This window comes from Aquipuribacter nitratireducens (assembly GCF_037860835.1).
GTDB lineage: Bacteria > Actinomycetota > Actinomycetes > Actinomycetales > JBBAYJ01 > Aquipuribacter > Aquipuribacter nitratireducens.
Genome location: NZ_JBBEOG010000007.1, coordinates 17,649 through 40,069, shown reverse-complemented (window position 1 = coordinate 40,069; position 22,421 = coordinate 17,649). Strand labels below are relative to the sequence as shown.

The 22,421-nt window shown below is 74.5% G+C and carries 20 protein-coding genes; 14 read left to right on the top strand and 6 right to left on the bottom strand.

From position 1 onward, the window contains the following. Positions 1-20 precede the first annotated feature (20 nt). From WAB14_RS13410 to WAB14_RS13400, 3 genes are all read left to right on the top strand, one after another. Entirely contained in the window at positions 21-1,217 is a 1,197-nt protein-coding gene (locus tag WAB14_RS13410; protein ID WP_340270497.1) for an O-succinylhomoserine sulfhydrylase, read from the top strand. Between the two features lie 68 nt (positions 1,218-1,285). Continuing rightward, positions 1,286-1,789 (top strand): SigE family RNA polymerase sigma factor, encoded by a 504-nt coding sequence (locus tag WAB14_RS13405; protein ID WP_340270496.1) that lies wholly within the window; start codon positions 1,286-1,288, stop codon positions 1,787-1,789. Further along, a complete protein-coding gene (locus WAB14_RS13400; RefSeq protein WP_340270495.1) occupies positions 1,786-2,535 on the top strand; it encodes a hypothetical protein in 750 nt (249 codons plus the stop codon). Before WAB14_RS13405 ends, WAB14_RS13400 begins: the two co-directional genes overlap by 4 nt. Positions 2,536-2,554: 19 nt before the next feature. On the opposite strand, the gene WAB14_RS13395 is transcribed toward WAB14_RS13400, so the two are convergent. Next, positions 2,555-4,207 carry an ABC transporter permease gene (locus WAB14_RS13395; protein ID WP_340270493.1) on the bottom strand — a complete coding sequence of 551 codons (1,653 nt, stop codon included), beginning with the start codon at positions 4,205-4,207 and terminating at the stop codon, positions 2,555-2,557. Then, on the bottom strand, positions 4,204-5,145 hold the full coding sequence (locus tag WAB14_RS13390; protein WP_340270491.1) for an ABC transporter ATP-binding protein: 942 nt from the start codon (positions 5,143-5,145) through the stop codon (positions 4,204-4,206). The genes WAB14_RS13395 and WAB14_RS13390 overlap by 4 nt, the downstream gene beginning before the upstream one ends. A 64-nt stretch (positions 5,146-5,209) precedes the next feature. Here WAB14_RS13390 and WAB14_RS13385 point away from each other — a divergent pair, with 64 nt between their 5' ends. The 3 genes from WAB14_RS13385 to WAB14_RS13375 all read left to right on the top strand — a co-directional run bounded on the left by WAB14_RS13385 (position 5,210) and on the right by WAB14_RS13375 (position 7,915). Continuing rightward, entirely contained in the window at positions 5,210-5,704 is a 495-nt protein-coding gene (locus tag WAB14_RS13385) for a GbsR/MarR family transcriptional regulator (RefSeq protein WP_340270489.1), read from the top strand. A 127-nt stretch (positions 5,705-5,831) separates the two neighbouring features. Further along, complete coding sequence (locus tag WAB14_RS13380) at positions 5,832-6,671, top strand: HAD family hydrolase (RefSeq protein WP_340270487.1); 840 nt, start codon at positions 5,832-5,834, stop codon at positions 6,669-6,671. Beyond that, a complete protein-coding gene (locus WAB14_RS13375; protein ID WP_340270485.1) occupies positions 6,668-7,915 on the top strand; it encodes an alpha/beta hydrolase family protein in 1,248 nt (415 codons plus the stop codon). The genes WAB14_RS13380 and WAB14_RS13375 overlap by 4 nt, the downstream gene beginning before the upstream one ends. Here WAB14_RS13375 and WAB14_RS13370 read toward each other — a convergent pair. From WAB14_RS13370 to WAB14_RS13355, 4 genes are read right to left on the bottom strand one after another with little or no spacing between them, the layout of a single operon-like run. Beyond that, entirely contained in the window at positions 7,893-8,363 is a 471-nt protein-coding gene (locus WAB14_RS13370; protein WP_340270483.1) for a hypothetical protein, read from the bottom strand. The two genes, WAB14_RS13375 and WAB14_RS13370, sit on opposite strands and share 23 nt — an antisense overlap. Positions 8,364-8,366: 3 nt before the next feature. After that, positions 8,367-8,984: a bacterial proteasome activator family protein gene (locus WAB14_RS13365; RefSeq protein WP_377002538.1), complete on the bottom strand. Its 618-nt coding sequence runs from the start codon at positions 8,982-8,984 to the stop codon at positions 8,367-8,369. 17 nt (positions 8,985-9,001) lie between these two features. After that, entirely contained in the window at positions 9,002-9,991 is a 990-nt protein-coding gene (locus tag WAB14_RS13360) for an NAD(P)H-quinone oxidoreductase (protein WP_340270481.1), read from the bottom strand. A gap of 59 nt (positions 9,992-10,050) precedes the next feature. Continuing rightward, a complete protein-coding gene (locus WAB14_RS13355) occupies positions 10,051-11,058 on the bottom strand; it encodes an HNH endonuclease signature motif containing protein (protein WP_340270745.1) in 1,008 nt (335 codons plus the stop codon). A gap of 668 nt (positions 11,059-11,726) precedes the next feature. On the opposite strand from WAB14_RS13355, the gene WAB14_RS13350 reads away from it, so the two are divergent. The 8 genes from WAB14_RS13350 to WAB14_RS13315 all read left to right on the top strand — a co-directional run bounded on the left by WAB14_RS13350 (position 11,727) and on the right by WAB14_RS13315 (position 22,394). After that, complete coding sequence (locus WAB14_RS13350) at positions 11,727-16,025, top strand: nitrate- and nitrite sensing domain-containing protein (protein ID WP_340270479.1); 4,299 nt, start codon at positions 11,727-11,729, stop codon at positions 16,023-16,025. Further along, complete coding sequence (locus tag WAB14_RS13345; RefSeq protein WP_465251631.1) at positions 16,022-16,471, top strand: roadblock/LC7 domain-containing protein; 450 nt, start codon at positions 16,022-16,024, stop codon at positions 16,469-16,471. The genes WAB14_RS13350 and WAB14_RS13345 overlap by 4 nt, the downstream gene beginning before the upstream one ends. Positions 16,472-16,505: 34 nt before the next feature. Then, positions 16,506-16,901: a DUF742 domain-containing protein gene (locus WAB14_RS13340; RefSeq protein ID WP_340270477.1), complete on the top strand. Its 396-nt coding sequence runs from the start codon at positions 16,506-16,508 to the stop codon at positions 16,899-16,901. Continuing rightward, entirely contained in the window at positions 16,882-17,508 is a 627-nt protein-coding gene (locus tag WAB14_RS13335) for a GTP-binding protein (RefSeq protein ID WP_340270476.1), read from the top strand. Before WAB14_RS13340 ends, WAB14_RS13335 begins: the two co-directional genes overlap by 20 nt. Positions 17,509-17,604: 96 nt before the next feature. Further along, positions 17,605-18,675, top strand: a complete 1,071-nt coding sequence (locus WAB14_RS13330) for a LacI family DNA-binding transcriptional regulator (RefSeq protein ID WP_340270475.1) — start codon at positions 17,605-17,607, stop codon at positions 18,673-18,675. Between the two features lie 199 nt (positions 18,676-18,874). Then, on the top strand, positions 18,875-20,293 hold the full coding sequence (locus WAB14_RS13325) for an ABC transporter substrate-binding protein (protein ID WP_340270473.1): 1,419 nt from the start codon (positions 18,875-18,877) through the stop codon (positions 20,291-20,293). Between the two features lie 128 nt (positions 20,294-20,421). Beyond that, entirely contained in the window at positions 20,422-21,411 is a 990-nt protein-coding gene (locus WAB14_RS13320; protein WP_340270471.1) for a carbohydrate ABC transporter permease, read from the top strand. Further along, positions 21,408-22,394 (top strand): carbohydrate ABC transporter permease, encoded by a 987-nt coding sequence (locus WAB14_RS13315; RefSeq protein WP_340270469.1) that lies wholly within the window; start codon positions 21,408-21,410, stop codon positions 22,392-22,394. The genes WAB14_RS13320 and WAB14_RS13315 overlap by 4 nt, the downstream gene beginning before the upstream one ends. Positions 22,395-22,421 lie beyond the last annotated feature (27 nt).

Below are 22,421 nucleotides of genomic sequence, written 5' to 3'. Positions count from 1 at the left end.
CAGGTGATTGGATCGGGAGGGTGGACGAGCGACGCCTGCGCCCCGACACCCTCGCCGTGCGCGGCGGTCTCGCCCGCACGGCGTTCGACGAGACGTCGGAGGCGCTGTTCCTGACGCAGGGCTACGTGTACGGCAGCGCCGCCGAGGCCGAGGCCGCCTTCGCCGGGGACGTCGACCGCTACGTGTACTCCCGCTACGGCAACCCCACGGTCGCGACCTTCGAGGAGCGGCTCCGGCTGCTCGAGGGCGCGGAGGGCTGCTACGCGACCGCCTCCGGCATGGCGGCGGTCTTCACGTCCCTGCTCGCGCTCGTGCGGGCCGGCGACCGGGTCGTCGCCTCGCGGGCGCTCTTCGGCAGCTGCTTCGTCATCCTCGACGAGCTGCTGCCGCGCATGGGCGTCCGCACCCAGTTCGTCGACGGGCACGACCTCGACCAGTGGGAGCGGGCGCTGGCGGAGCCCGCCGCCGCCGTGTTCTTCGAGTCCCCGTCGAACCCGATGCAGGACCTCGTCGACGTCCGCGCCGTCTGCGACCTCGCCCACGCCGCCGGCGCCCGGGTCGTCGTCGACAACGTCTTCGCCACGCCGTTGCTGCAGCGGCCGCTCGAGCTCGGTGCCGACGTCGTCGTGTACTCCGCGACGAAGCACGTCGACGGGCAGGGCCGGGTGCTCGGCGGCGCGATCCTCGGGACCCGCACCTACATCGACGAGCACGTGCAGCCGTTCATGCGCCACACCGGCCCGTCCATGAGCCCGTTCACCGCGTGGGTGCTCCTCAAGGGCCTCGAGACGCTGCGCCTGCGCGTCGACCACCAGGCCGCGGCCGCGCTCGACCTCGCCCGGTGGCTCGAGACGCACGGTGCCGTGCGGGCCGTCCGCCACCCGTGGTTGCCGAGCCACCCGCAGCACGAGCTCGCCCGCGCGCAGATGAGCGGCGGCGGGACCGTCGTCACCGTCGAGCTCGAGGCGTCGGCCGACAGCGCCAAGGCCGCGGCCTTCGCCTTCCTCGACGCGCTCCGGCTGTGGGACATCTCGAACAACCTCGGCGACGCGAAGTCCCTCGTCACCCACCCCGCCACCACGACGCACCGTCGCCTCGCACCCGAGGCCCGCGCGGCGATGGGCATCACCGACGGCGTCGTGCGCCTGTCCGTCGGGCTGGAGGACGTCGAGGACCTGCGGGAGGACCTCGACCGGGCGCTGCGCGCGACCGGCTGACGCGACGTCGACGACCTCGGGCAACCTCGCGGGGCGGCCGACACGTGTAGGGGGCAGGGAGGTGTCGGATGGACGACGACGGGTTCCACCGCTACGTGCAGGAGCGCCAGCGCGCGCTGCTGCGCACGGCGTGGCTGCTCACCGGTGACTGGGGCCGCGCGGAGGACCTCGTCCAGGTGGCGCTCGAGCGGCTGTGGCCGCGCTGGGAGCGCGTGACACGACGCGGGTCGCCCGACGCGTACGTGCGTCGCGTCATGGTGAACGCGGCGGTCGACTGGCGCCGACGCCGCTGGACCGGCGAGGTGCCGCACGACGTCCTCCCCGAGCCCGCGGCCGCGGTCGCCGTGGACCACGACCTCGCCCACGTCGTCGTCGCCGCCGTGCGGGCACTGCCTCCGCGTCAGCGCGCCACCGTCGTGCTCCGGTGGTTCGACGACCTCTCGGAGGCCGACACCGCCGCCGCCCTCGGCTGCTCCGTCGGCACCGTCAAGAGCCAGAGCGCGAAGGCGGCGGCTGCCCTCCGCCGCCACCCCGGTCTCGCCGACCTCCACCTGGAAGGAGCCGCACGATGAGCGCCGACCTCCACGACCTGCTCGACCGTGGGACCCCGGAGCCGCGACGGCCGCTGGACGTCGACCGCGTCGTGCAGCGGGCGCGGCACCGCCGGCGGGACCGTCGTCAGGCGGTCGTCGTGGGGCTCGCTGTCGTCGGGATCGTCACCGCCGTAGGCCTGGCGCGTGGCGGTGCCCCGGGCGACGCCCCCTGGTCGGGCCCCGCCACCCGGCCGGCCGACCTCGCGGACGTCCCCGTCCGGCTCTCGGCGCTCGCGGACACCCAGGTCGCCGAGCCCGGCTTCTCGCTGCAGGTGTTCGTCGACAGCCTCGAGCCCGCCACGCCCGGCGCGTACGTCGTCGCCCACGACGGCGACGAGATCGACGTCCTGCTCGTCCCTGCGGCGGACGGGTCGTTCTGCCTCGCCACCTGGGACGGGGCCGGGTCGGGCTACAGCTGCGGGCACCGCCCGGCGGACGTCCTCACCGCCGGTGTCGACGTCGCCGGCGAGGACGCCCACGGTCACCTCCTGCTCGCGGTCGTCGTGCCCGACGGCTACGACGAGGCAGCCGTCGGTCGGGACGCCACCGACGCCGACGTCGTGCCCGTCGAGCGGAACGTCGCCGTGTTCGAGTGGACCGAGCGGTGGCCGAGCGGGCGGCTCGTGCTGTCCGGCGACGGCGTCCCCACCGTCGTCCGCCCCCTGTCGCAGGTGCTCGGTCGCGGCATGGAGGGGCAGCCCGCCGTCGCGACCCCACGCTCGTGACGACCTCCGGGGCGGACCGTCACTCCGTCGCGAGGTCCCGTCGCCGGAACGCCGCGAGGCCGGCGGCCACCAGCGCGAGCCCCAGCGCCGTGAGCACGAGCGGCGCGCCCCACGACGCCTCCTCCAGCGGCACCTGGGGCAGGTGGTGGAAGGGGGACACACCACGCGCCCAGCCGGGCAGGTCGAGGGAGTCCGCGAGGAGCAGCACGACCGCGGCCCACGCGAGCGCGAGCCACGCGAGCGAGCCGGCCCGGGCGGAGACCCCCTGGAGGAGCACCGCGACCCCGACGACGACCCACACCGCGGGCACGGTCACGACCGAGGCGAGGACGACGTCGCCGAGCACCCGCTCGTCCGAGCCGGTCGCCACGGCCGTGAGACCGAGGACGACCCCGCCGCCCACCATGAGGACGGCGGACCCGACGAGGGCGACGAGCGCGTGGGCGCCCGAGAAGGCCCACCGGTGCACCGGCGTCGCGAGCACGGGCTCCGCCCGGCCCGCCTGCTCCTCGCTGCGCGCACGCAGCGCCGCGATGACGGCGTAGGCGGTGACGAGCAGCGACATGAACCCGATCGACACGACGAGGTAGCCGTCGACGAGGTCGTCGGCCCCGCCCGGCAGGAACTCGACGATCTCCGGTGCGGCGTCGACGAGGTCGAGGGTCGCCTCCACGAGCGAGCCGTACGTCACGGCCGTGACGACGATGCCGGCGCCCCAGCCGAGGAACGAGGCGCGCTGCAGCCGCCACGCGAGGCCGAGTGGTCCGCGCAGCAGGGGCCCGGCCGAGCGGCGACCCGGACGCGGCCGGATGAGCCCGGCGTCGACGTCCCGGCGGTCGAGGAGGGCGACCGCGACGACCGCGAGGGCGACGGCGGTGCCCACCTGCAGCAGCAGCGGCCACCACCGGTCGAGGTGGAAGGGGTACGCCGCCTGCCCCCACCCCATGGGTGACAGCCACGACAGGACGTTCTGCTGCACGTCGCCGACGGCACGCAGGAGGAACGCGACGCCGATGGCGACGCCGCCGATCGCGCTCGCCGCGCGACCGTGCTCGCTCACCTGCGCCGCGACAGCAGCCACACCCGCGAGCACGAGCCCCGTGCCGCCGAGCGAGGCGCCCAGGAGCCACGAGCCCTCCGCCGGCAGACCCGTCACCACGCCGACCAGCCCGACGGCGACGGCGACGGCCGCGCACGCGGCCGTCGCGACCGCCAGGGCGGCGAGGAGGGGAGCGCGCCGCCCGACCTGGGCGGACAGCACGAGCTCGGCACGGCCGGCCTCCTCGTCGGTCCGCGTGTGCCGGACGACCGTGAAGACGGCCATCAGGCAGACGACGACGGCGACGGTCGCGAAGATCTCGAAGGACACGGCCCGCGCGACGGTGTCGAGGCCCACCGGTCGACCTGTCATCGCGACGACCGCGGCGCTCGCCTCGGCGGCCCGCGCGTAGGCCTCGAGCGCGCCGGGGCTGTCGTAGACACCCTGGCTCGACACCGACTGGATCCCCACGAGGCCTGCGGCCGCGGCGATCCACAGCGGCAGGCGCACCCGGTCCCGACGGAGGGCGAAGCGGGTGAGCGTCCACGCCCCGGTCGCGCGCGCCGGGCTGCCGCGCTCGGCCCGGTGCTCCGCGCGGTGCCCCCGCGCGGGGCGTGCGAGGGTCGCGGTCACGGCGTCGCCCCGGCGTCGGCGTCGACGTCCTCGTCGGACGTGCGCTCCCCGTAGTGCCGCAGGAACAGCTCCTCCAGCGTCGGCGGGCGGCTCGTGAGGCCCTTGACCCCGAGGCCGGTGAGCTCGCGCAGGAGCGCGTCGAGCCGGTCGGTGTCGACCTCGCCCTCGACCCGGTGTCCGGCCGCGCCCTCGTCGGTCACGCGTAGGTCGTGGAGGCCGGCGAGGCCGGTCAGCCCGTCGGGGGCCCGGGAGACGTGTGCGCTCACCGAGGTCCGGGTGAGGTGACGGAGGTCGTCGAGCGTGCCCGTCTCCACGACCCGGCCGGAGCGGATGATGCTGACGCGGTCGGCGAGCGCCTCGACCTCGGCGAGGATGTGGCTGCTCAGCAGGACGGTGCGGCCCTCGTCGCGCGCCTCGCGGACGCAGTCGGTGAAGACGGCTTCCATCAGCGGGTCGAGGCCCGAGGTCGGCTCGTCGAGGACGAGCAGCTCCGCGCGCGAGGCGAGCGCGGCGACGAGGCCGACCTTCTGCCGGTTGCCCTTGCTGTAGGTGCGGGCCTTCTTCGACGGGTCGAGCTCGAAGCGCTCGAGGAGGTCCTCCCGCCGCGCCGGGTCGACGTCGCCCCGCAGCCGTGCGAGCAGGTCGATCGTCTCCCCGCCCGTCAGGCCGGGCCACAGCGTGACGTCGCCCGGCACGTAGGCGAGGCGGCGGTGGAGCGCGACCGCGTCGCGCCAGGGGTCCTGCCCGAAGAGCCGGGCGTCGCCCGAGTCCGCTCTCAGCAGGCCCAGGACGACGCGGATGGCCGTCGACTTGCCGGCTCCGTTGGGGCCGAGGAAGCCGTGGACCTCCCCGGGGCTGACGACGAGGTCGCAGCCGTCGAGGGCACGGGTCCTGCCGAACGTCTTCACGACGTCGTGGAGGGTCACGATGTCCGCCATGCCGGAGGACGCTACACCTGTTTCAGACTTTCGTGAAACATCAGAACAACGTAACCTACATCGGGTGACGGTCGACGACGGCACCCGGCAGGACGAGCTCCTCCGCTTCGTCGAGCGGTTCGCCCTCGCGCTGCGCGACTCCGGCGTGCCGCCGATGGCGGCCCGTGTCCTCGCCTTCGCGCTCGCGGACGACGCCGACCGGTACACGGCCGCCGACCTGCAGGAGCGGCTGGGTGTCAGTGCCGCGGCGGTGTCCGGTGCCGTGCGGTGGCTCGTCCAGGCCCGGCTCCTGCGCCGGGACCGGGAGCCCGGCACGCGCAGCGACCTCTACGTGCTCGACGACGCCGACCTCTGGTCCCCGATATTCGCGGCGGAGGCCGAGGCGCTCGGGCGGTGGGCTGCCGCTGTCGCCGAGGGGATCGGCGCCGTCGGCCCGGACACCCCCGGTGGGCGTCGGCTGCGGGAGTCGCAGGAGTTCTTCGAGTTCGTCCAGGGGGAGCTGGCGGGGGTGCTCGACCGCTGGCGGGAGCACCGTGAGACCCACCGGCACGAGTGGTGACCGGTCGCCCGGCGGACGCCCCCGGGTGAGACGCAGAGCGGCGGCCGGTCGGGGTCCACCGTTCGCCGACGCGGCTCGCCCGAACGCCCGACGGCGCCACGGCGGTTCGTCCGCGCACAATGGGGACGTGCACCTCATCGCGAGCGACGTCGACGGCACGCTCGTGCCGCGACTCGGCCCGATGAGCGACCGCACCGTCGCCGCCCTGGCGACCGCGCGGGACGCCGGCGTCCACGTCGTCCTCGCGACCGGACGCCCGCCGCGGTGGATGGGCGGCATCGTCGAGCGCGCCGGCCTGCGGGGCCGTGCCGTTCTCGCCAACGGCGCGCTCGTCGTCGACCTCCACCGCCTCGACGAGCCCGACGCCGGCGTCGTCCGGGCCCGCACGATCCGCGGGGTCGACGTCCGCGACATGACGGACGCCGTCCGTCGGGCGCTCCCCGGTGCGTCCTTCGCCGTCGAGACCGCCCGCGGGTTCGGCGTCGAGCCGGGCTGGCCGTCCCCCGTCGAGGCCGACCTGCCGCGCGCCTCCCTCGACGACCTGCTCCGCGAGGCGGGCGACGACGTCATCAAGCTGCTGGTGAAGACCGCCGAGCCAGAGCGGCCCGGGCTCGCCGACGCGATGCTCGCCACCGTCGGCGACCTCGTCGCCGGCCGCGCGGAGGCGACCCACTCCGGGGACCACCTCCCGCTCGTCGAGCTCGGTCCGCCCGGCGTCGACAAGGCCGCCGCCCTCGCGGAGGTGGCGGCCGAGCTCGGTGTCGCCGCGGCCGACACCGTCGCGTTCGGGGACATGCCGAACGACGTCGCGATGCTGCGGTGGGCCGGCGCCGGCTACGCCATGGCCGACGGTCACCCGGTCGCCCGCGAGGCGGCCGACCACCTCGCCCCGCCGTGCGCGGAGGACGGCGTCGCGCAGGTCCTCGAGCGCCTGCTCGAGGACCCTGACGGCCGGGCGGTGGCATGAGCACCGCGACCGCCGACCCAGGCTCCCGGGCCCTGCCGGACGGCACGCCGCCCGAGGAGGCGGGCGCTCGCGAGGGCAGGCGCCGTCCGCGCTGGCAGCGGGTCGTGCTGTGGCTGGTGTCCGGCCTCGTGCTCGCGGTGCTGGGCGTCGTGTTCGGCGTCGCCTGGTACTTCTCCGGCCTCGCCCTGGCGGTGGACCGGGCGGGGGCGCCGCCCGTGCCGGTCGTCGCCGGGGCCGACGGGACAGTCGTGCTCCCCGACACGTTCGGCACCGACACGCGCGGCCGGCACGGGATCCGGTGGCAGGCCGGTACCGACAGCGGCTGGGGCGTGACGGGTGACGTCGTCGAGCGCGGGGACGGCCGCGTCGTGCGCGAGTGGGAGGACCGGTCCGGCGCGCTGCCCGACGCGGGCGCGACGGGAGCGCTCGACCAGGACGTCTTCCTCGGTGACCCGGGCGTCGTCGGGCTCGACTTCGAGGAGGTCGTCCTCGACAGCGATCTCGGCCCGCTGCCCGCGTACCGCGTGCCCGCGCCCGCGGACCCGACGCCGGAGCAGGCCCGCGCGACCGGCACGTGGATCGTGTTCGTCCACGGCCGCGGCGGTCAGCGGGAGGAGGCCAACCGCTACCTCCCGCTGTGGCACGGGCTCGGCTTCGAGGTGCTCACGACCGCGTACCGCAACGACACGGTCGCGCCCCAGGACCCGTCGGGCCGCTACGGGCTCGGGGCGACCGAGTGGCGCGACGTCGCCGTCGCCCTCGACTACGCCGAGGCCCAGGGGGCCGAGAGCGTCGTGCTCGCCGGCTGGTCGATGGGGGGCGCGATCGCGCTGCAGACCCTCGCCCAGGCCGACGACGCCGACCTCGTCGAGGCGCTCGTCCTCGACGCCCCCGTCGTCGACTGGCGCGACACCTTCCACCACCAGGGGGAGCTCGCCGGGCTGCCCCGCTGGTGGACGTCCGTCGCGCTGGTCCTGACGGAGCTGCGGGGGAGCCTCGACCTCGACGACCTCGACTGGGTCGCCCGCGCCGACGAGCTCGCGGTGCCCGTCTACCTCGTCCACAGCGACGACGACGCCTTCGTCCCGAACGGCCCGAGCCGCGAGCTCGCCGAGCTCCGTCCCGACCTCGTCACCCCGCGCTTCACCGGGCCCGCCGACCACACGCGGGAGTGGAACGTCGACCCTCGTGCATACGAGGGCGACATGCGCCGCTGGCTCGTCACGACCGTCCTGGCGGACTGACCCCGTCCACCGGCAGGCCGAGCGCCGCCGCCGCCTCCGCGGCCGAGGCGGCGGCCCGGTCGAGGGCACGCAGCGAGGCGGCGTCGTCCGAGGCCGTCATGTCGTCGGAGGCCGTCATCACGAGCGCCTGCGCGGCCTGGGCGACCGCCGTGGCGGTGCGCGACAGCGCCCGGTGTGCCGCCGCGAGCGCGTCGTCGGCCGGCACCTCCCGGTCGGCGTCCGGTGCGCGCTCCTGCGCCGCCACGCAGCAGCGCCACACCAGCTCGCGGCACGCGGTCACCCGGTCGACCACCACCGGGGCGCTGCGGCCCCCGAGCACCTGCAGCACCCGCCCGCTCGCGCGGTCGACCCGGTCGAAGTCGCCCCGCCACAGGCCCTCGCCCAGCGGGTGCGGCCGCCGGGGCGACAGCCGCCCGAGGACGGAGCGGAGGCTGCGACGCGTGGGCACCGCCTACAGGTACTGACCGGTCCGGTGCGGCCGGTCCTGCTGGCCCGGTCGACCGGGGTCGCCGGGCTGGTCCGCCTGGCCGGGGTGGCCCGGCAGCACCGGACCCGGCAGCGCCTGCCGTCGCATCTGCTCCAGCTGGGCCCGGGCCGCCATCTGCTGGGCGAACAACGTGGTCTGGATGCCGTGGAACAGACCCTCGAGCCAGCCGACGAGCTGCGCCTGGGCGATCCGCAGCTCGGCGTCGGAGGGGGTGTTGTCGGGTGAGAAGGGGAGGGCGATGCGACGCAGCTCGGCCACCAGGTCGTCCGACAGCCCCGTCTCGAGCTCGGCGATCGTCCGGGAGTGGACGTCCGCGAGCCGGGCCCGTCCGGCCTCGTCGAGCGGCGCGGTGCGCACCTCCTCGAGCAGCTGCTTGATCATGCTCCCGATCCGCATGACCTTCGCGGGCTGCTCGACCATGCCGACGAGGTTCTCCTCGCTCGTGTCGCCGCTGACGCTCATCCCCTGCGGCGTCACGACGAGCACCCGGTCACGCGACTGCTCCTCGGTGTCCTGCGCCTCGTCGGTGACGTCGGTGGCGTCGGTGACGTCGTCGGTCCGGTCGGTGTCGGGCTCGCTCACCGGGCCATCGTGCGGGATCACGGTCGCAGCAGCACCTTGCCGACGTGCTCGCCCGCCTCGAGCACCCGGTGGGCCTCCGCGGCCCGCTCGAGCGGCAGCACGCGGTCGACGACCGGACGGACGCGCCCGTCCGCGACGAGCGGCCACACGTCCCGGACGACCTCGGCGCAGATCTCGGCCTTCTCCCGCCACGGTCGGGCGCGCAACGTGCTGCCGTGGACCGTGAGGCGGCGGCGCATGAGGGTCGCCATGTCGAGCTCCGCCGTCGTTCCCCCCATCAGCCCGATGACGACGAGCCGACCCTCCGGCGCCAGGACCTCCAGGTGGAGGCCCAGGTACCGGGCGCCGACCGGGTCGAGGACCACGTCGACCCCGGCGCCCGCCGTCACCTCGCGCAGCACCGCGGCCAGGTCGTCGCTGCGGTAGTCGAGCACCCGCTCGGCGCCGAACGCCGCCGCCGCGGCCACCTTCTGCGGCGAACCGGCCGTCGCGAAGGCCCGGGCACCGAGCGCCGACGCGAGCTGGGTGGCGAACGACCCGATGCCGCTCGTCGCGCCGTGGACGAGGAACACCTCACCGCGGCGCAGGCCGGCGCCACCGCGTGCGGTCCAGACCACGTTGCTGTGGACCGTCGCCGCGGCCTCGGGCAGCGCAGCCGCCTCGACGAGGTCGACGCCGTCCGGCACCGGCATCACCTGGCCCGCCCGGACCCGGACGCGCTCCGCGTAGCCGCCGCCGTCGAGGAGGGCGACCACCGGCTCGCCGACGGCGAGCCCGTCGACGCCCTCGCCGACCGCCACGACGTGTCCCGAGCACTCCAGCCCCGGCCAGGCGGGTGTGCCCGGTGGGGGGTCGTAGCGCCCTCGGCGCTGCAGGAGGTCGGCGCGGTTCACCCCGGCGGCCGCGACCTCGACGACCACCTCGCCCGGGCCTGGTTCGGGTTCGGGGACCTCCCGGACGACGAGGGCCTCCGGCCCGCCCGGCTCCTCGACGACAACGGCGCGCACGCCAGCGACCGTACCCGCGGGTCGCAGTGCGGACAGGCCCGCGGGTCGCTCGGTGCAGCTCACGCCCCACTGGCCACGAGGGCCGCGTCGAAGACGTCGATGGGATCGCGGGGATCGAGGGGACGAGACGTCTCCGAGCACTGGGGTGGCCCCGCGGACGATCGTGTGGGCGGAGGCGAGGGCGGCGGAGCCGCGTCCCGCGTGCGGCGGAGGTCCTCCCGGAACTGCTCCCAGGTCGTCCGGGCCTTCTGTCGCCACGCGGGCTGTGGACGGCGCAGTGGATCGACCCATGCGGGTGGTGTGACCGTCACTCGCTGGGTGCCGGCGTCGATCGAGACGTCCCAGGTTCCCGCGTGCACCGCGGTGTGGTGCGCCGGGCACAGCAGGCAGAGGTTGCCGATGTCCGTGGGGCCGCCGTCCGCCCAGTGCACGACGTGGTGGGCGTCGCAGACGTCCGGTGCAGCGCCGCACCCCGGCACGACACACCCTCCGTCCCGAGCCGCGAGGGCCACCCGCTGCGGGAACGTGGCGAGCCGCACGGTCCTCCCGACGTCGAGCGGGCCGAGGCTCGGCTCCATCACGAGCCGCTGGAGGACGGCGTCGCAGGCGAGACGACGCGCCGCGGCCACGGACACCGCACCCCCGCCTTCGATCCACGGCAGGCCGTCGACCGTGGAGCCGAGCTCGTCGAGCTGGCCCGGGGTGAGGTGGACGACGACCCGAGGGCGCTCCGAGCGGCGCGGCGACTGCACGGCAAGGGCGGCGTCCAGGGCGGCGGCCAGCGCGTCGGCGCGCCGTTGGGGTGCCGACCTCGGGTCCGGCTTCCCGTCGGCGCCCGCCGCGGGCGCCGACCAGCGGTTGAGGGCCGTCACGAGCTGAGCACCCGTCGCCCCGTCGAGCGCGAACCGCCCGACGACCATCCCCGTGGAGTCGGTGCCGACCTCGAGGTAGCGCCGTTCGTGCGCCAGCGGGTCGAAGCGGTCGGCGCGCTCCGGGGCGAGGGTGTGGAGCAGGTCGGCGACCGCATGGTGGAGAGCTCGCGGCGACGCCCCGGCGGCAGCCGTCAGCAGGTAGTCCCCGACGAGGGCCCCCGGCCCCCTCCTGCGCCAGCAGCCCGGAGGGGATGCGCTCGACGGCTCGCACGGCGGCGTCGAGGCCCGCTCGCGTCACCTGCCCCGCGGCCAGCGCCCGCGCGAACGTCTCCAACGGTCTGCCGGGTGCCGTCGCCCGCGCCGCTGCGACGTCGCGACGTGCCTGCGCGGGACCGACGAGACACGTGACCCGGACGAACGCCTCCGGTGACGATGCGACAGGGGAGTGCCTCGCGACGCCGCGCTGGTCGATCTCCCGCACCAGCGAGAGGTGCAGGGCCTCGAGTGACGCGCGGGCCCGCGAGAGCGGACCGACGGCGGCGACGACCGCATCGTCGACCTGCTGCCAGGCGCGGTCCGGGGCGAGTCGTTCGGCGAGACGGTCGATGTCCGCCTGGAGACGCGCGAGGCTCTCGTCGAGCGTCTCGTCGGCCGTCCCCACCATGCGCCACCTCCCCGTTCCCACCCACTCTACTCGAACATACGTTCGATGACAACCCGGTCGGGTCAGTGGGGGGTGTGCGCTGCTCCGTCCGGGTGACGCCCCCCGACGCCCCGGTTCACCTCCCACGACCTGCTGCCGAATCTGGACAGGACCGACCTGCCCGGGCGGTCGGTCGTCGTCGTCTCGTGGAAGGCTGGCCATGCTGCGTCCCACCGGTATCCGGTCGAAGATCCTCGCGGTCCTGGTCCTGCCCCTCCTGCTGCTCGCCACCACCGCCGGGCTCCTCGCCGCCGGCCAGGTGCAGGGGGCCCGCGAGGCGCGCCAGATCGAGACGCTGGCCGGTATCGGGGGCTCCTTCGCCGAGCTGGTCGGCGGCATCGCCACCGAGCGCGCCGTCACCGCCGCCGCCATCCAGGGCAGCGAGGAGGCGGCCGCCGCGCTCCCGCAGGTCCGCGCGGAGGTGGACGCCGGCCTCGAGGCCTCGCGCGCTGCCCTGACCGACGTCGACATGGACGTGCTGTCCGCCCAGGCCGGCGCCGGGCTCGTCCGCATGCAGGCGGTGCACGACTCGCTGCGTGGCCTGCGCACCACGGTCGACTCCTCCGACCCGTCGCTCGACGACGTGCTCGGCGACTACGACGCCGTCATCCGCGAGGACGTCGCGATGCCCGGCCGTGTCGCGTCCGGCACCGACGACCCGACGACGCGCGCGCTCCTCACCGGGTTCGGCCACCTCCTCGCCGTCCGGGACGTCGCGCTCCGCGAGCAGGCCGCCGGCCTCCGGCTCCTCTCCGGCACGGCGACCGCGGGGGACGTGCGCACCTTCGCCACGCTCGCCGGCGCCCAGTCCGACGCCCTCGACGCATGGGAGTTCGCCGTCGGCCGGGACGCGGCGGCCCGGGTCTCGGAGGACATGGGCCTCGTCGAGGTCGAGGGCTGGTCCGCCGGTCGTGCCCGCACGGCGCTGTCCTCGCCCGGCACGGTGCGCCAGTCCGGGCTCACGCCCGAGCTGTGGCAGGCCCTGACCGACGAGCGCATCGCCGTCGTCGACGCCGCGCTCACGACCGTCGCGGACGACGCCGGCGCCGCCGCGGTCGCGGCCAGCGACCGCGCCACGCTCCTCGCCTCGCTCGCCCTGGCGGCGGCCGTCCTCGGTGTCGGGGTGACCCTCCTGCTCTCCCTCACGCTCTCCCGGCGCATCGTGAAGCCGCTGCGTCAGCTCACCGAGGCCGCCACGACGGTGCGCGAGCGGCTGCCGCAGATGGTCGAGCAGGTGCGCAGCCCCGGTCAGCAGCCCGACGTCGACCTCCCGCGGATCGAGGCCGGCGGCAGCGACGAGGTCGCGGCGCTCGCCGAGGCCTTCAACGCCGTCAACGGCGCCGTCGTCGAGGTGGCGCAGGAGCAGGCGGCGCTGCGCGGCTCGATCGCCGAGACGTTCGTCAACGTCGCGCGCCGGAACCAGGTCCTGCTCTCGCGGCAGCTGACCTTCATCGACCAGCTCGAGCAGCGCGAGGAGGACCCCGACACCCTGGAGAACCTCTTCCGCCTCGACCACCTCGCGACGCGCATGCGCCGCAACGCCGAGTCCCTCCTCGTGCTCGCGGGCATCGACGCCGGTCGGCGCCTCCGCAAGCCGCTGCCGCTGTCCGACGTCATCCGCACCGCCGCGTCGGAGATCGAGCAGTACGAGCGCGTCAACCTCGCGCTGCAGGTCGACCCGCCGACGATGGGCCACCTCTCGCTCCAGCTCGCGCACCTCCTCGCGGAGATCCTGGAGAACGGGACCAACTTCTCCGAGCCCCACACCCCCGTGCTCGTCGCGACGAGCCGGACCGCCGCGGGCGTGCGCGTCACCGTGACCGACGAGGGGCTCGGCCTGACCGACGACGAGATCACCGCCGCCATGGTGAAGATCCGGAGCACGGGCGCCGACGAGGTCGTCACCTCGCAGCGACTCGGCTTCTACGTCGTGGGGCGCCTGGCAAGGCGCCTCGGGGTCACGGTCAACCTGCGTCGCGGTCGGTCGAAGGGCCTGGTCGTCACCGTCGACCTGCCACCCGCGCTGTTCGTGCCCGGCACGGTCAAGGCCGCTCCGGCTCCGGCCGGCGAGGCCCCCGAGGGCGCGCCCGCGGCGGCTCCGGCCCCGTCGGCGCCGAAGGCCGGCTCCACGCCGGAGCGCTCGCCCGGCGGTGGTCGGGTCCCGGCCCAGGCGACGCCCGGTGCACCCGGTGGTCCCGGCGCACCGCGCCCGCCGGCACCCCGGCCCGCCCCCGCTGCGACCCGTACACCCGTCCCCGCAGCGCGCTCGGGCAGCGCGGCGCCCGTCGGTGCGCCGGTGCCTGCCGCCGCCTCGTCGCGGCCGGCCGTCGGCGCCCCGATCGAGCTGCCCGCGGCCGCCGTCAGTGGCGGCGACGCCTCGCCCGTCGACGTCACGGTCGTGCCGGGCAGCGGTGCGCTGCCGCGCCGTGGCCAGGCGGCCGCCCCGTCCGCTGCGCCGTCCGTTGCGCCCTCCGTTGCGCCGTCCGCATCGGTGTCTCCGTCGGCTGCGCGCGTCCCGACCGTCTCCCCGACACCCGCGGCACCGGCCCGGCCGGTCCCCCCGGTCGCCGCTGCGGCCGCGACCGCTCCCGCCCCGCCGACCCCGGTCGTCGTGCCGCCCGGTCCCGTCACGTCGCGAGAGGCGACGCCCGGCGCGTCGACGACGCGCCCGTCGTCGTCCGGCCCGGGCGAGACCCGGCCCGTCGGCGGGCTCCCCACCCGCGCCCGTCAGGAGCCCGTCCCGCCCACCGGCCGGCCCGCGGTCGGGACGGGTTCGGCTCACGGCGCCGGAGCGGACCAGGCGGACACTGCCGCCGACGGTCCGGACGGCGACAGCGGCCGGAACGCGCCGGCGGGCAAGGACGCGCCGCGTCGCGCCGGTCTCTTCGGGGCCTTCCGCGCGCGCCGTGAGGTCGTCGCCGCCGCCAAGGCCCCGGCCATCCCCGGCCTCGAGCCCTCGCCTGCCGGCCCGACGTCGAGCGCCACCGCCCCGGCCCGTGACGGCCGCCCTGCGCCGGTGGACGAGCCGGTCGGGAAGCCGGTCGGGAAGCCGGTCGGGACGCCGGTCGAGGACGCCGTCGCAGAGCCTGTCGCGTCGCCCGCCGAGCGGCCGTCCGCCGAGCCGGTCGACGCACCCGTCGTGGAGCCCGAGACGCGTGTCGAGCCTGCCGAGCCGACGTCGGTGGAGAAGCCCACCGAGACGCCCGTTCGTGAGCCGGTCGAGAAGTCCGTCGAGAAGTCCGTCGAGAAGTCCGTCGAGAAGTCCGTCGAGAAGTCCGTCGAGAAGTCCGTCGAGAAGTCCGTCGAGAAGTCCGTCGAGAAGTCCGTCGAGACGCCCGCCGAGAAGCCGGTCGAGACGCCGTTCGAGACGCCCGCCGAGAAGGCCGCCGAGAAGGCCGCCGAGAAGCCGGTCGAGAAGCCGGTCGAGACGCCGGTCGAGAAGGCCGCCGAGATGCCGGTCGAGACGCCCGCCGAGAAGCCCGTCGAACCGGTCGCCGACACACCTGTGGAGCCGGTCGCCGAGAAGCCCGTCGAGAAGCCCGTCGGGCAGCCCGTCGGGCAGCCCGTGGCCAGGCCGTCGGTCCCGTCGTCGGTCCCGTCGTCGGCTCCCACGGCGTCCGCGCCTCCGGCCCCGGCGCCCGCGCCGGCCGCTGCGCCGGCCCCGGCGCCCGCGCCGGCTCCCTCGCCCGTCGTGGCCGGACCTGTCGACATCCTCCCCGGTGGAGCACGTCGCCGCGGCCGACGGAGCCTGTTCGGCCACCGCTCGGCACCCGTCACCCCGCCCGCCGCGGTCGTGCCGCCGGCGGCACGGCCCGAGGTCCGGCAGCAGCCGCCCCTCGGTGCCACGGCGCCTGCACCGGGGCACCCGGTCCCGCCGCCGGCGGCCCCGGTCGGGCACCCCGTGCCCGGCCCGGCGCGTGCGGCGGAGCCGTTCCCGGTGGCGCCGGTCGGCGGACCGTCCCCCACGCCGACGCCCGACACCGACCAGCCGGAGCCGTCCCTCGGGTCCACGCCGGTCGTCCCCGCGATCGACCCGGACGCCGTCCGCCAGCGCTCGATGCTCGCCTCCGAGGCGCTCAGCGAGCTGAGCCGGCTCTCGACGTACAGCCCGAGTGCGGTCGGCACGAGTCGCAACGGGCCCGCGCCGCTGGTCCGCCGCCGGCCGGCGGCGACCCCCGCCGCCCACGTGGCCCCGGCACCCGCCGCCCCGGCGGAGCGGCGGCAGCGCAGCGCAGCCGACGTCCGCAGCATGCTCTCCGGCTTCACGTCCGGCGTGAGCCGGGCGCGCGCCGGTGACGACGACGGCGAGGAGCCCCGCTCCATCGTCCCGGGCGTCGGACCGAACGCACGTCCGCTGTCCCGCACGACGACGCCCGCCACCCCCGGCGTGCCCGGCACCGCCCCCACCAGCCCCCCCGAGACCGACGCACGACCGACCGACGGAGGACCGCGACCGTGACCACGATGAGCACCGAGGCCACCAACTTCAGCTGGCTGCTCGACAACTTCGTCCGGAACGTGCCGGGGGTGTCCCACACCCTCGTCGTCTCCGCCGACGGGCTGCTCATGGCCATGTCGGACCAGCTCGACCGGACCCAGGGCGACCAGCTCGCCGCGATCGTGTCCGGCATCTCCTCGCTCACGCGGGGCGCCGCACGCCAGCTGGCCGGCGGGGAGGTGCGTCAGGCGATCGTCGAGATGGACAACATCTTCCTGTTCTCGATGGCGATCTCCGACGGGTCCGTCCTCGCGGTCATGGCGGACGCCGGCTGCGACGTCGGGCTCATCGGCTACGAGATGGCGCTGCTCGTCAGCCGCACCGAGGCGACCCTCACCCCGCAGCTCGTCAGCGAGATGCGGTCCCGCCTCCCGGTGTCCGGCGCGGTCCGCGCCGGCCTGTACTGACCGAGCCGCCACGACGAGCGCGTGAGGAGCTGACATGGACGACAACCGGCGCCCGGTCCCGGGCCCCCGTCACGCCGACGGCGACGACTTCGCCGTCCGGCCCTACGCACTGACCCGGGGTCGCACCCGCCACTCGGGCGCCGCGCCCCTGCCCCTGGAGGCGCTCGTCCAGGCGGTCTCGCGCCCGAGCGTGTCCGACACGCCCGAGAAGCGTCGCCTCCTCGAGCTGTGCGCGGACAAGTTCGAGTCCGTCGCCGAGATCAGCGCCCACCTCGCCCTGCCCGTCGGGGTCGTCCGGGTCGTCGTCGGCGACCTCGTCGAGTCCGGCCAGGTCCGTGTCCACGGCCTGACCTCGTCCCCCTCGTCCTCGTCGTCCTCGATCTCGCTGAGCGTTCTGGAGAGTGTTCTCGATGGCATTTCCTCCCTCTGACACCGTGGCCCCCGCCGCGCCCGACCAGGCGCCCGCGGTGGCCCCCACCGTCGTCAAGATCGTCGTCGCGGGCGGGTTCGCCGTCGGGAAGACGACGTTCATCGGCTCGATCAGCGACATCGAGCCGCTGTCGACCGAGGCGGCGATGACCGAGCACTCCCTCGGCGTCGACGACGCCGGTGGCGTCAGCGACCGGAAGACGACGACGACGGTCGCCATGGACTTCGGCCGCATCTCGCTGCCCGGCGACCTGTGGCTGTACCTGTTCGGCACGCCCGGCCAGGACCGGTTCCTCTTCATGTGGGACGACCTGGTCCGCGGCGCGATCGGCGCGGTCGTCCTCGTCGACACCGACCGGCTCGAGCAGTGCTTCCCCGCCGTCGACTACTTCGAGTCCCGTGGCATCCCGTTCGTCGTCGCGGTCAACTGCTTCGACGGCGTCGCGAAGCACCACCTCGAGGACGTCCGCGAGGCCCTCCAGGTGCCGGCCCACGTGCCGTTCCTCTACACGGACGCCCGCTCGCGGGCGGCGACCAAGCAGGCCCTCGTCGGTGTCGTGAAGCTCGCCATGGAGCGGGCGCGCGCGGAGGCCGTCGCGGTCGTCTGAGGCCCGCGGCCTCGCCAGGAGCGTCGTCGAAGGGGCACAATCCTGTGCCCTACCGACGACGAGTACCCCTCGACGAGGCGGGGTGAGGAGGGACCGGTGGCGTCGATCGAGGACGTCGCCCGGGCGACGGGCGTGTCCACCGCCACCGTCTCGCGCGCCCTGCGGGGCCTCGCCTCCGTCGCCGAACCGACGCGCGTGCGCGTCCAGAAGGCGGCGCAGTCCCTCGGCTACGTGCCGTCCGCGGCGGCCTCCAGCCTCGCGAGCGGCCGGACGAAGGCGGTCGGGCTCGTCACGCCCCACGTGAGTCGCTGGTTCTTCTCCGTGTGCATCGAGACCATCGAGTCGGTCCTGCGGACCGAGGGCTACGACGTCCTCCTCGTCATCCTCCCGCCGGGCGACCAGCTCGAACCCGGCCCCGGGGCCGTCACCCCGCCGTCCCGGCAGACCATCGAGACCGACCTCCTGCGCAAGCGCGTCGACGCGACGATCGTCCTCACGCTCCCCCTCGTCCGCCGCGAGCTCGAGACCCTCCGCGGGCTGGGTCACGCCGTGGTCTACGTCGGCGACCTGGTGCCGGGGCTGCCCTCGTTCGGCATCGACGACGTCGCCGTCGGGCGGCGGGCCACCGAGCACCTGCTCCGCCTCGGTCACCGCGACATCGCGCTCGTCGGCAGCAACGGCGAGGACCCGGACGGCTGGGGGCCGCCGCGCGACCGCTACCGCGGCTACGTCCAGGCCATGGGCGCCGCGGGCCTCGACCCGCTACCCCCCGTGCGGTGCGACCTCACGGTCGCCGAGGGCCGCCGCGCGGCGCGCGAGCTGCTGACCGGCGGGCCGCTGCCCACCGGCGTGGTCGCGGTGTCCGACGAGATCGGCATCGGGCTGCTCCACGAGCTGAGGTCCGCCGGGGTCGACGTGCCGGGGCGGGTCTCGGTCATCGGTGTCGACGACCACCCCCACGCGGACCTCCACGGGCTCACGACCATCGCCCAACCCGTCGCGGAGCAGGCGGAGGCGGCCGCGCGCTGGCTCCTCGCCCTGCTGCAGCGCGTGAGGGTCACCGGCGGGCGGCTCCCCGCGGGCTGGGACTCCCAGCAGGAGCGGCTCCCCGTGCACCTCGTCGAGCGCCGGTCGACCGCGGTGCCCGCCAGCCTCGTCAACCCCTGACCCGATCGGTCGACCCGCGGGTCTGACTGTCGCGGCGCGGTCACCGTCCGTCGTCGGCGGAGGGCCTGTGTTGCCGGATCGTTACGACGACGTGACGGGTCGAGCCTTGTGCGCCGCAGGTGCAAGCGTTTACATACACAGACGTCCGACCGGTCGGCATCGGTGCTGTCCGGGCGAGCCATCAACGAGGAGGCAACAGATGCGGATCCGCCTCACCAAGCGTGCGGCCGCTGTCGCCGGTACAGGCGTCGCGGTGTCGATGCTGCTGGCGGCCTGCGGGGCAGACGCGATCGAGGACCAGAGCGCCGGCGGCGACGCCAGCGCCGGCGGAGGTGACGCCGCGGCCGGCGACCTCCCCGAGATCGACTGCGCGCCGTACGAGGAGTTCGGTGACCTGAGCGGCACGTCCGTCTCGTGGTACACCCCCGTCCGGGCCCCGGACGACGCCGACTACATCACGTGGGTCGGGCTGTTCGAGGAGTGCACGGGCGTGACCGTGAACTACGAGGGGTCGGCGGAGTTCGAGGCCCAGCTCCTCGTCCGCATCCAGTCCGGCCAGGCGCCCGACGTCGCGATGCTGCCGCAGCCGGGCCTCGCTGCCAGCATCATCACGGACAACCCGGGCCTCGCCGTCGAGCCGCCCGAGGCCGCCGTGGCGAACTTCCGCGAGTACTACAACCAGGCGTGGGAGCAGTACGGGACGGTCGACGGCACGCTGTACGGCCTGCCGAACTCCTCCAACGCGAAGTCGCTGGTCTGGTACTCGCCCACCGCGTTCGAGGAGAACGGCTACGAGGTGCCGGAGACGTGGGACGAGATGGTCGCCCTCTCCGACCAGATCGTCGAGGACTTCGCCGACAACGAGGCGGTCAAGCCGTGGTGCGCCGGCATCGGGTCCGGTGACGCCACCGGCTGGGTCGCGACGGACTGGATGGAGGACGTCATGCTCCGCATGCACGGCCCCGAGGTCTACGACCAGTGGGTCAACCACGAGATCCCCTTCAACGACCCGCAGGTGGCGTCGGTCCTCGAGGAGGTCGGCCGGTTCCTCAAGAACCCCGACTACGTCAACGGCGGCATCGGCGGCGTCCAGTCGATCGCGACGACGGAGTTCCAGGCCGGTGGTCTCCCGATCACCGAGGGCCAGTGCTTCATGCACCGCCAGGCGGCGTTCTACTCGACGAACTTCCCCGAGGGGACGAGCGTCGCCGAGGACGGCGACATCTGGGCCTTCTACCTGCCTCCCATGAACGAGGAGTTCGGGCGGCCGCTGCTCGGCGGCGGCGAGGTCAACGTCGCGTTCGCCGACCGGCCCGAGGTCCAGGCCTTCCAGGTGTTCCTCACCCAGCCGGACGCCACCCAGGCGCGCGGCGGCATCGGCGGCGGCAACTACATCCCGCCGAACACGGAGTTCGACCCGAGCGTGCTGCCGGACCCGGTCCAGCAGCTGTCGGCGGAGCTCCTCACGGACCCGGAGGCGACGTTCCGCTTCGACGCCTCCGACCTCATGCCGGGCGCCGTCGGTGCCGGGTCCTTCTGGTCGGAGATGACGGCGTGGATCGCCGAGGACAAGAGCAACGAGGCCGTGCTCGACGCGATCGAGCAGTCCTGGCCGTGACCCTCGGGTCGTGAGCACCACGCCAGGGGCCCGGGACGAGCAGGCCTCGTCCCGGGCCCCTGGTGCTTCCGCCCCACGCGAGTAGCGTGGGGAGCCCAAGCCGCCGACACGAGGAAGTGACCGGACGCATGGACCTGCTGCTCAACGCGAACAGTGCAGGCGAGAAGTTCACCGTCATGATCATCGCGATCCTGCTCTTCGTCGCGGTCATGACCATCATCCTGTTCGCCGTCGACCGACCACGGAACGTCCCGGGCTGGTTGGCCGCGATCGCCTTCGCCGGCCCCGCCCTCCTCCTGCTCATCTTCGGGTTGGTCAGACCGGCGCTCATCACGATCTACCAGGCGTTCTTCGACCGGACGGGCGAGAACTTCGTCGGGACGGACAACCTCGCGCAGATCTTCGCGACGCCCGACCTCCGGCAGGTCATCTACAACACCTTCGCGTGGACCATCCTCACGCCGCTCGTCGCGACCTTCCTCGGTCTCCTCTACGCCGTGCTCGTCGACAAGACACGCTTCGAGGCGGTCGCCAAGGCGCTCATCTTCCTGCCGATGGCCATCTCCATGGTCGGCGCGTCGATCATCTGGCGCTTCGTCTACGACTACCGGGCCGACATCGGGGACAACACCCAGATCGGTCTGGCCAACCAGGTCCTCGTGTGGCTCGGCTTCGAGCCGTACCAGTTCTTGCTGCAGCAACCGTGGAACACGGTGTTCCTCATCATCGTGTTCATCTGGATCCAGACCGGGTTCGCGATGACGGTCCTCTCGGCCGCCATCAAGGCGATCCCCGACGACATCACGGAGGCGGCGAAGCTCGACGGCGTGAGCGGCGTACAGCTCTTCCGCTTCGTCACGGTGCCGGCCATCCGGCCCGCCCTCATCGTCGTCCTCACGACGCTCGCCATCGGCAGCCTCAAGGTCTTCGACATCGTCCGGACGATGACCGGCGGGCAGTTCGGCACGTCGATCGTGGCCAACGAGTTCTACACGCAGGCGTTCCGGCAGGGTGACCAGGGCCTCGGCGCGGCGCTCGCGCTCATCCTCTTCATCCTCGTGGTGCCGATCGTCGCCTACAACGTCCGTCAGCAGCGGATTTCGGAGGAGGTCCGATGAGCACCACCGACCGCAGCAGGGGAGCACGGGTCTCCGACGCCGCCGGCGCCGGGGTCACCGGCCCGGCGGGGACGCTGGCCGCCGAAGGGGCGGAGAACGCCGACGACCGCGTCGGGACCCCGGTCCGCCGCAGCCGCGCGGCCACGTTCCGCAAGAGCATGTCGAACCCGTGGGCCTCGCTCATCGCGATCGTCATCGCGGTCCTGTGGACCATCCCGACCGCCGGCCTGCTGATCTCCTCGATCAGGCCGGAGTTCTCCGTCAAGAACACGGGCTGGTGGACGTGGTTCACCAACCCGGAGTTCACGGCGAACAACTACAACCTCGTGCTCTACGGCAGCGAGGGCTTCGCGACCGTCTTCATCAACACGATCGTCATCACGTTGCCGGCGGTCGTCATCCCGATCACGCTCGCCCTCCTCGCGGCCTACGCCTTCGCGTGGATCGAGTTCCCCGGCCGTGACTGGATCTTCGTCGGTGTCTTCGCGCTCCAGATCGTGCCGATCCAGATCGCGCTGATCCCGCTGCTCACGGACTACGTGAACTGGGGCATCGCGGGCTCGTTCTGGCCGGTGTGGCTGTCGCACTCGATCTTCGCGCTCCCCCTGGCGGTGTTCCTGCTCCACAACTTCATGAAGGACATCCCCCGCTCCCTCATCGAGGCCGCCATGGTCGACGGTGCGGGGCACGTGAAGATCTTCTTCCAGGTCCTGCTGCCGGTGCTCACGCCGGCGATCGCGGCGTTCGCCGTGTTCCAGTTCCTGTGGGTGTGGAACGACCTGCTCGTCGCCCTGATCTTCGGGTCCGCGCAGAACACCGCGCCGCTGACGGTCCGGCTCGCGAACATCGTCGGGACGCGTGGCTCGGAGTGGCACCTGCTGACGGCAGGCGCTTTCATCTCGATGATCGTGCCCCTGGTCGTCTTCATCGCCCTGCAGCGCTTCTTCGTCCGCGGTCTCCTCGCGGGCAGCGTCAAGGGCTGACGGCCCTTCCGTTCCTCCCCCGACGAC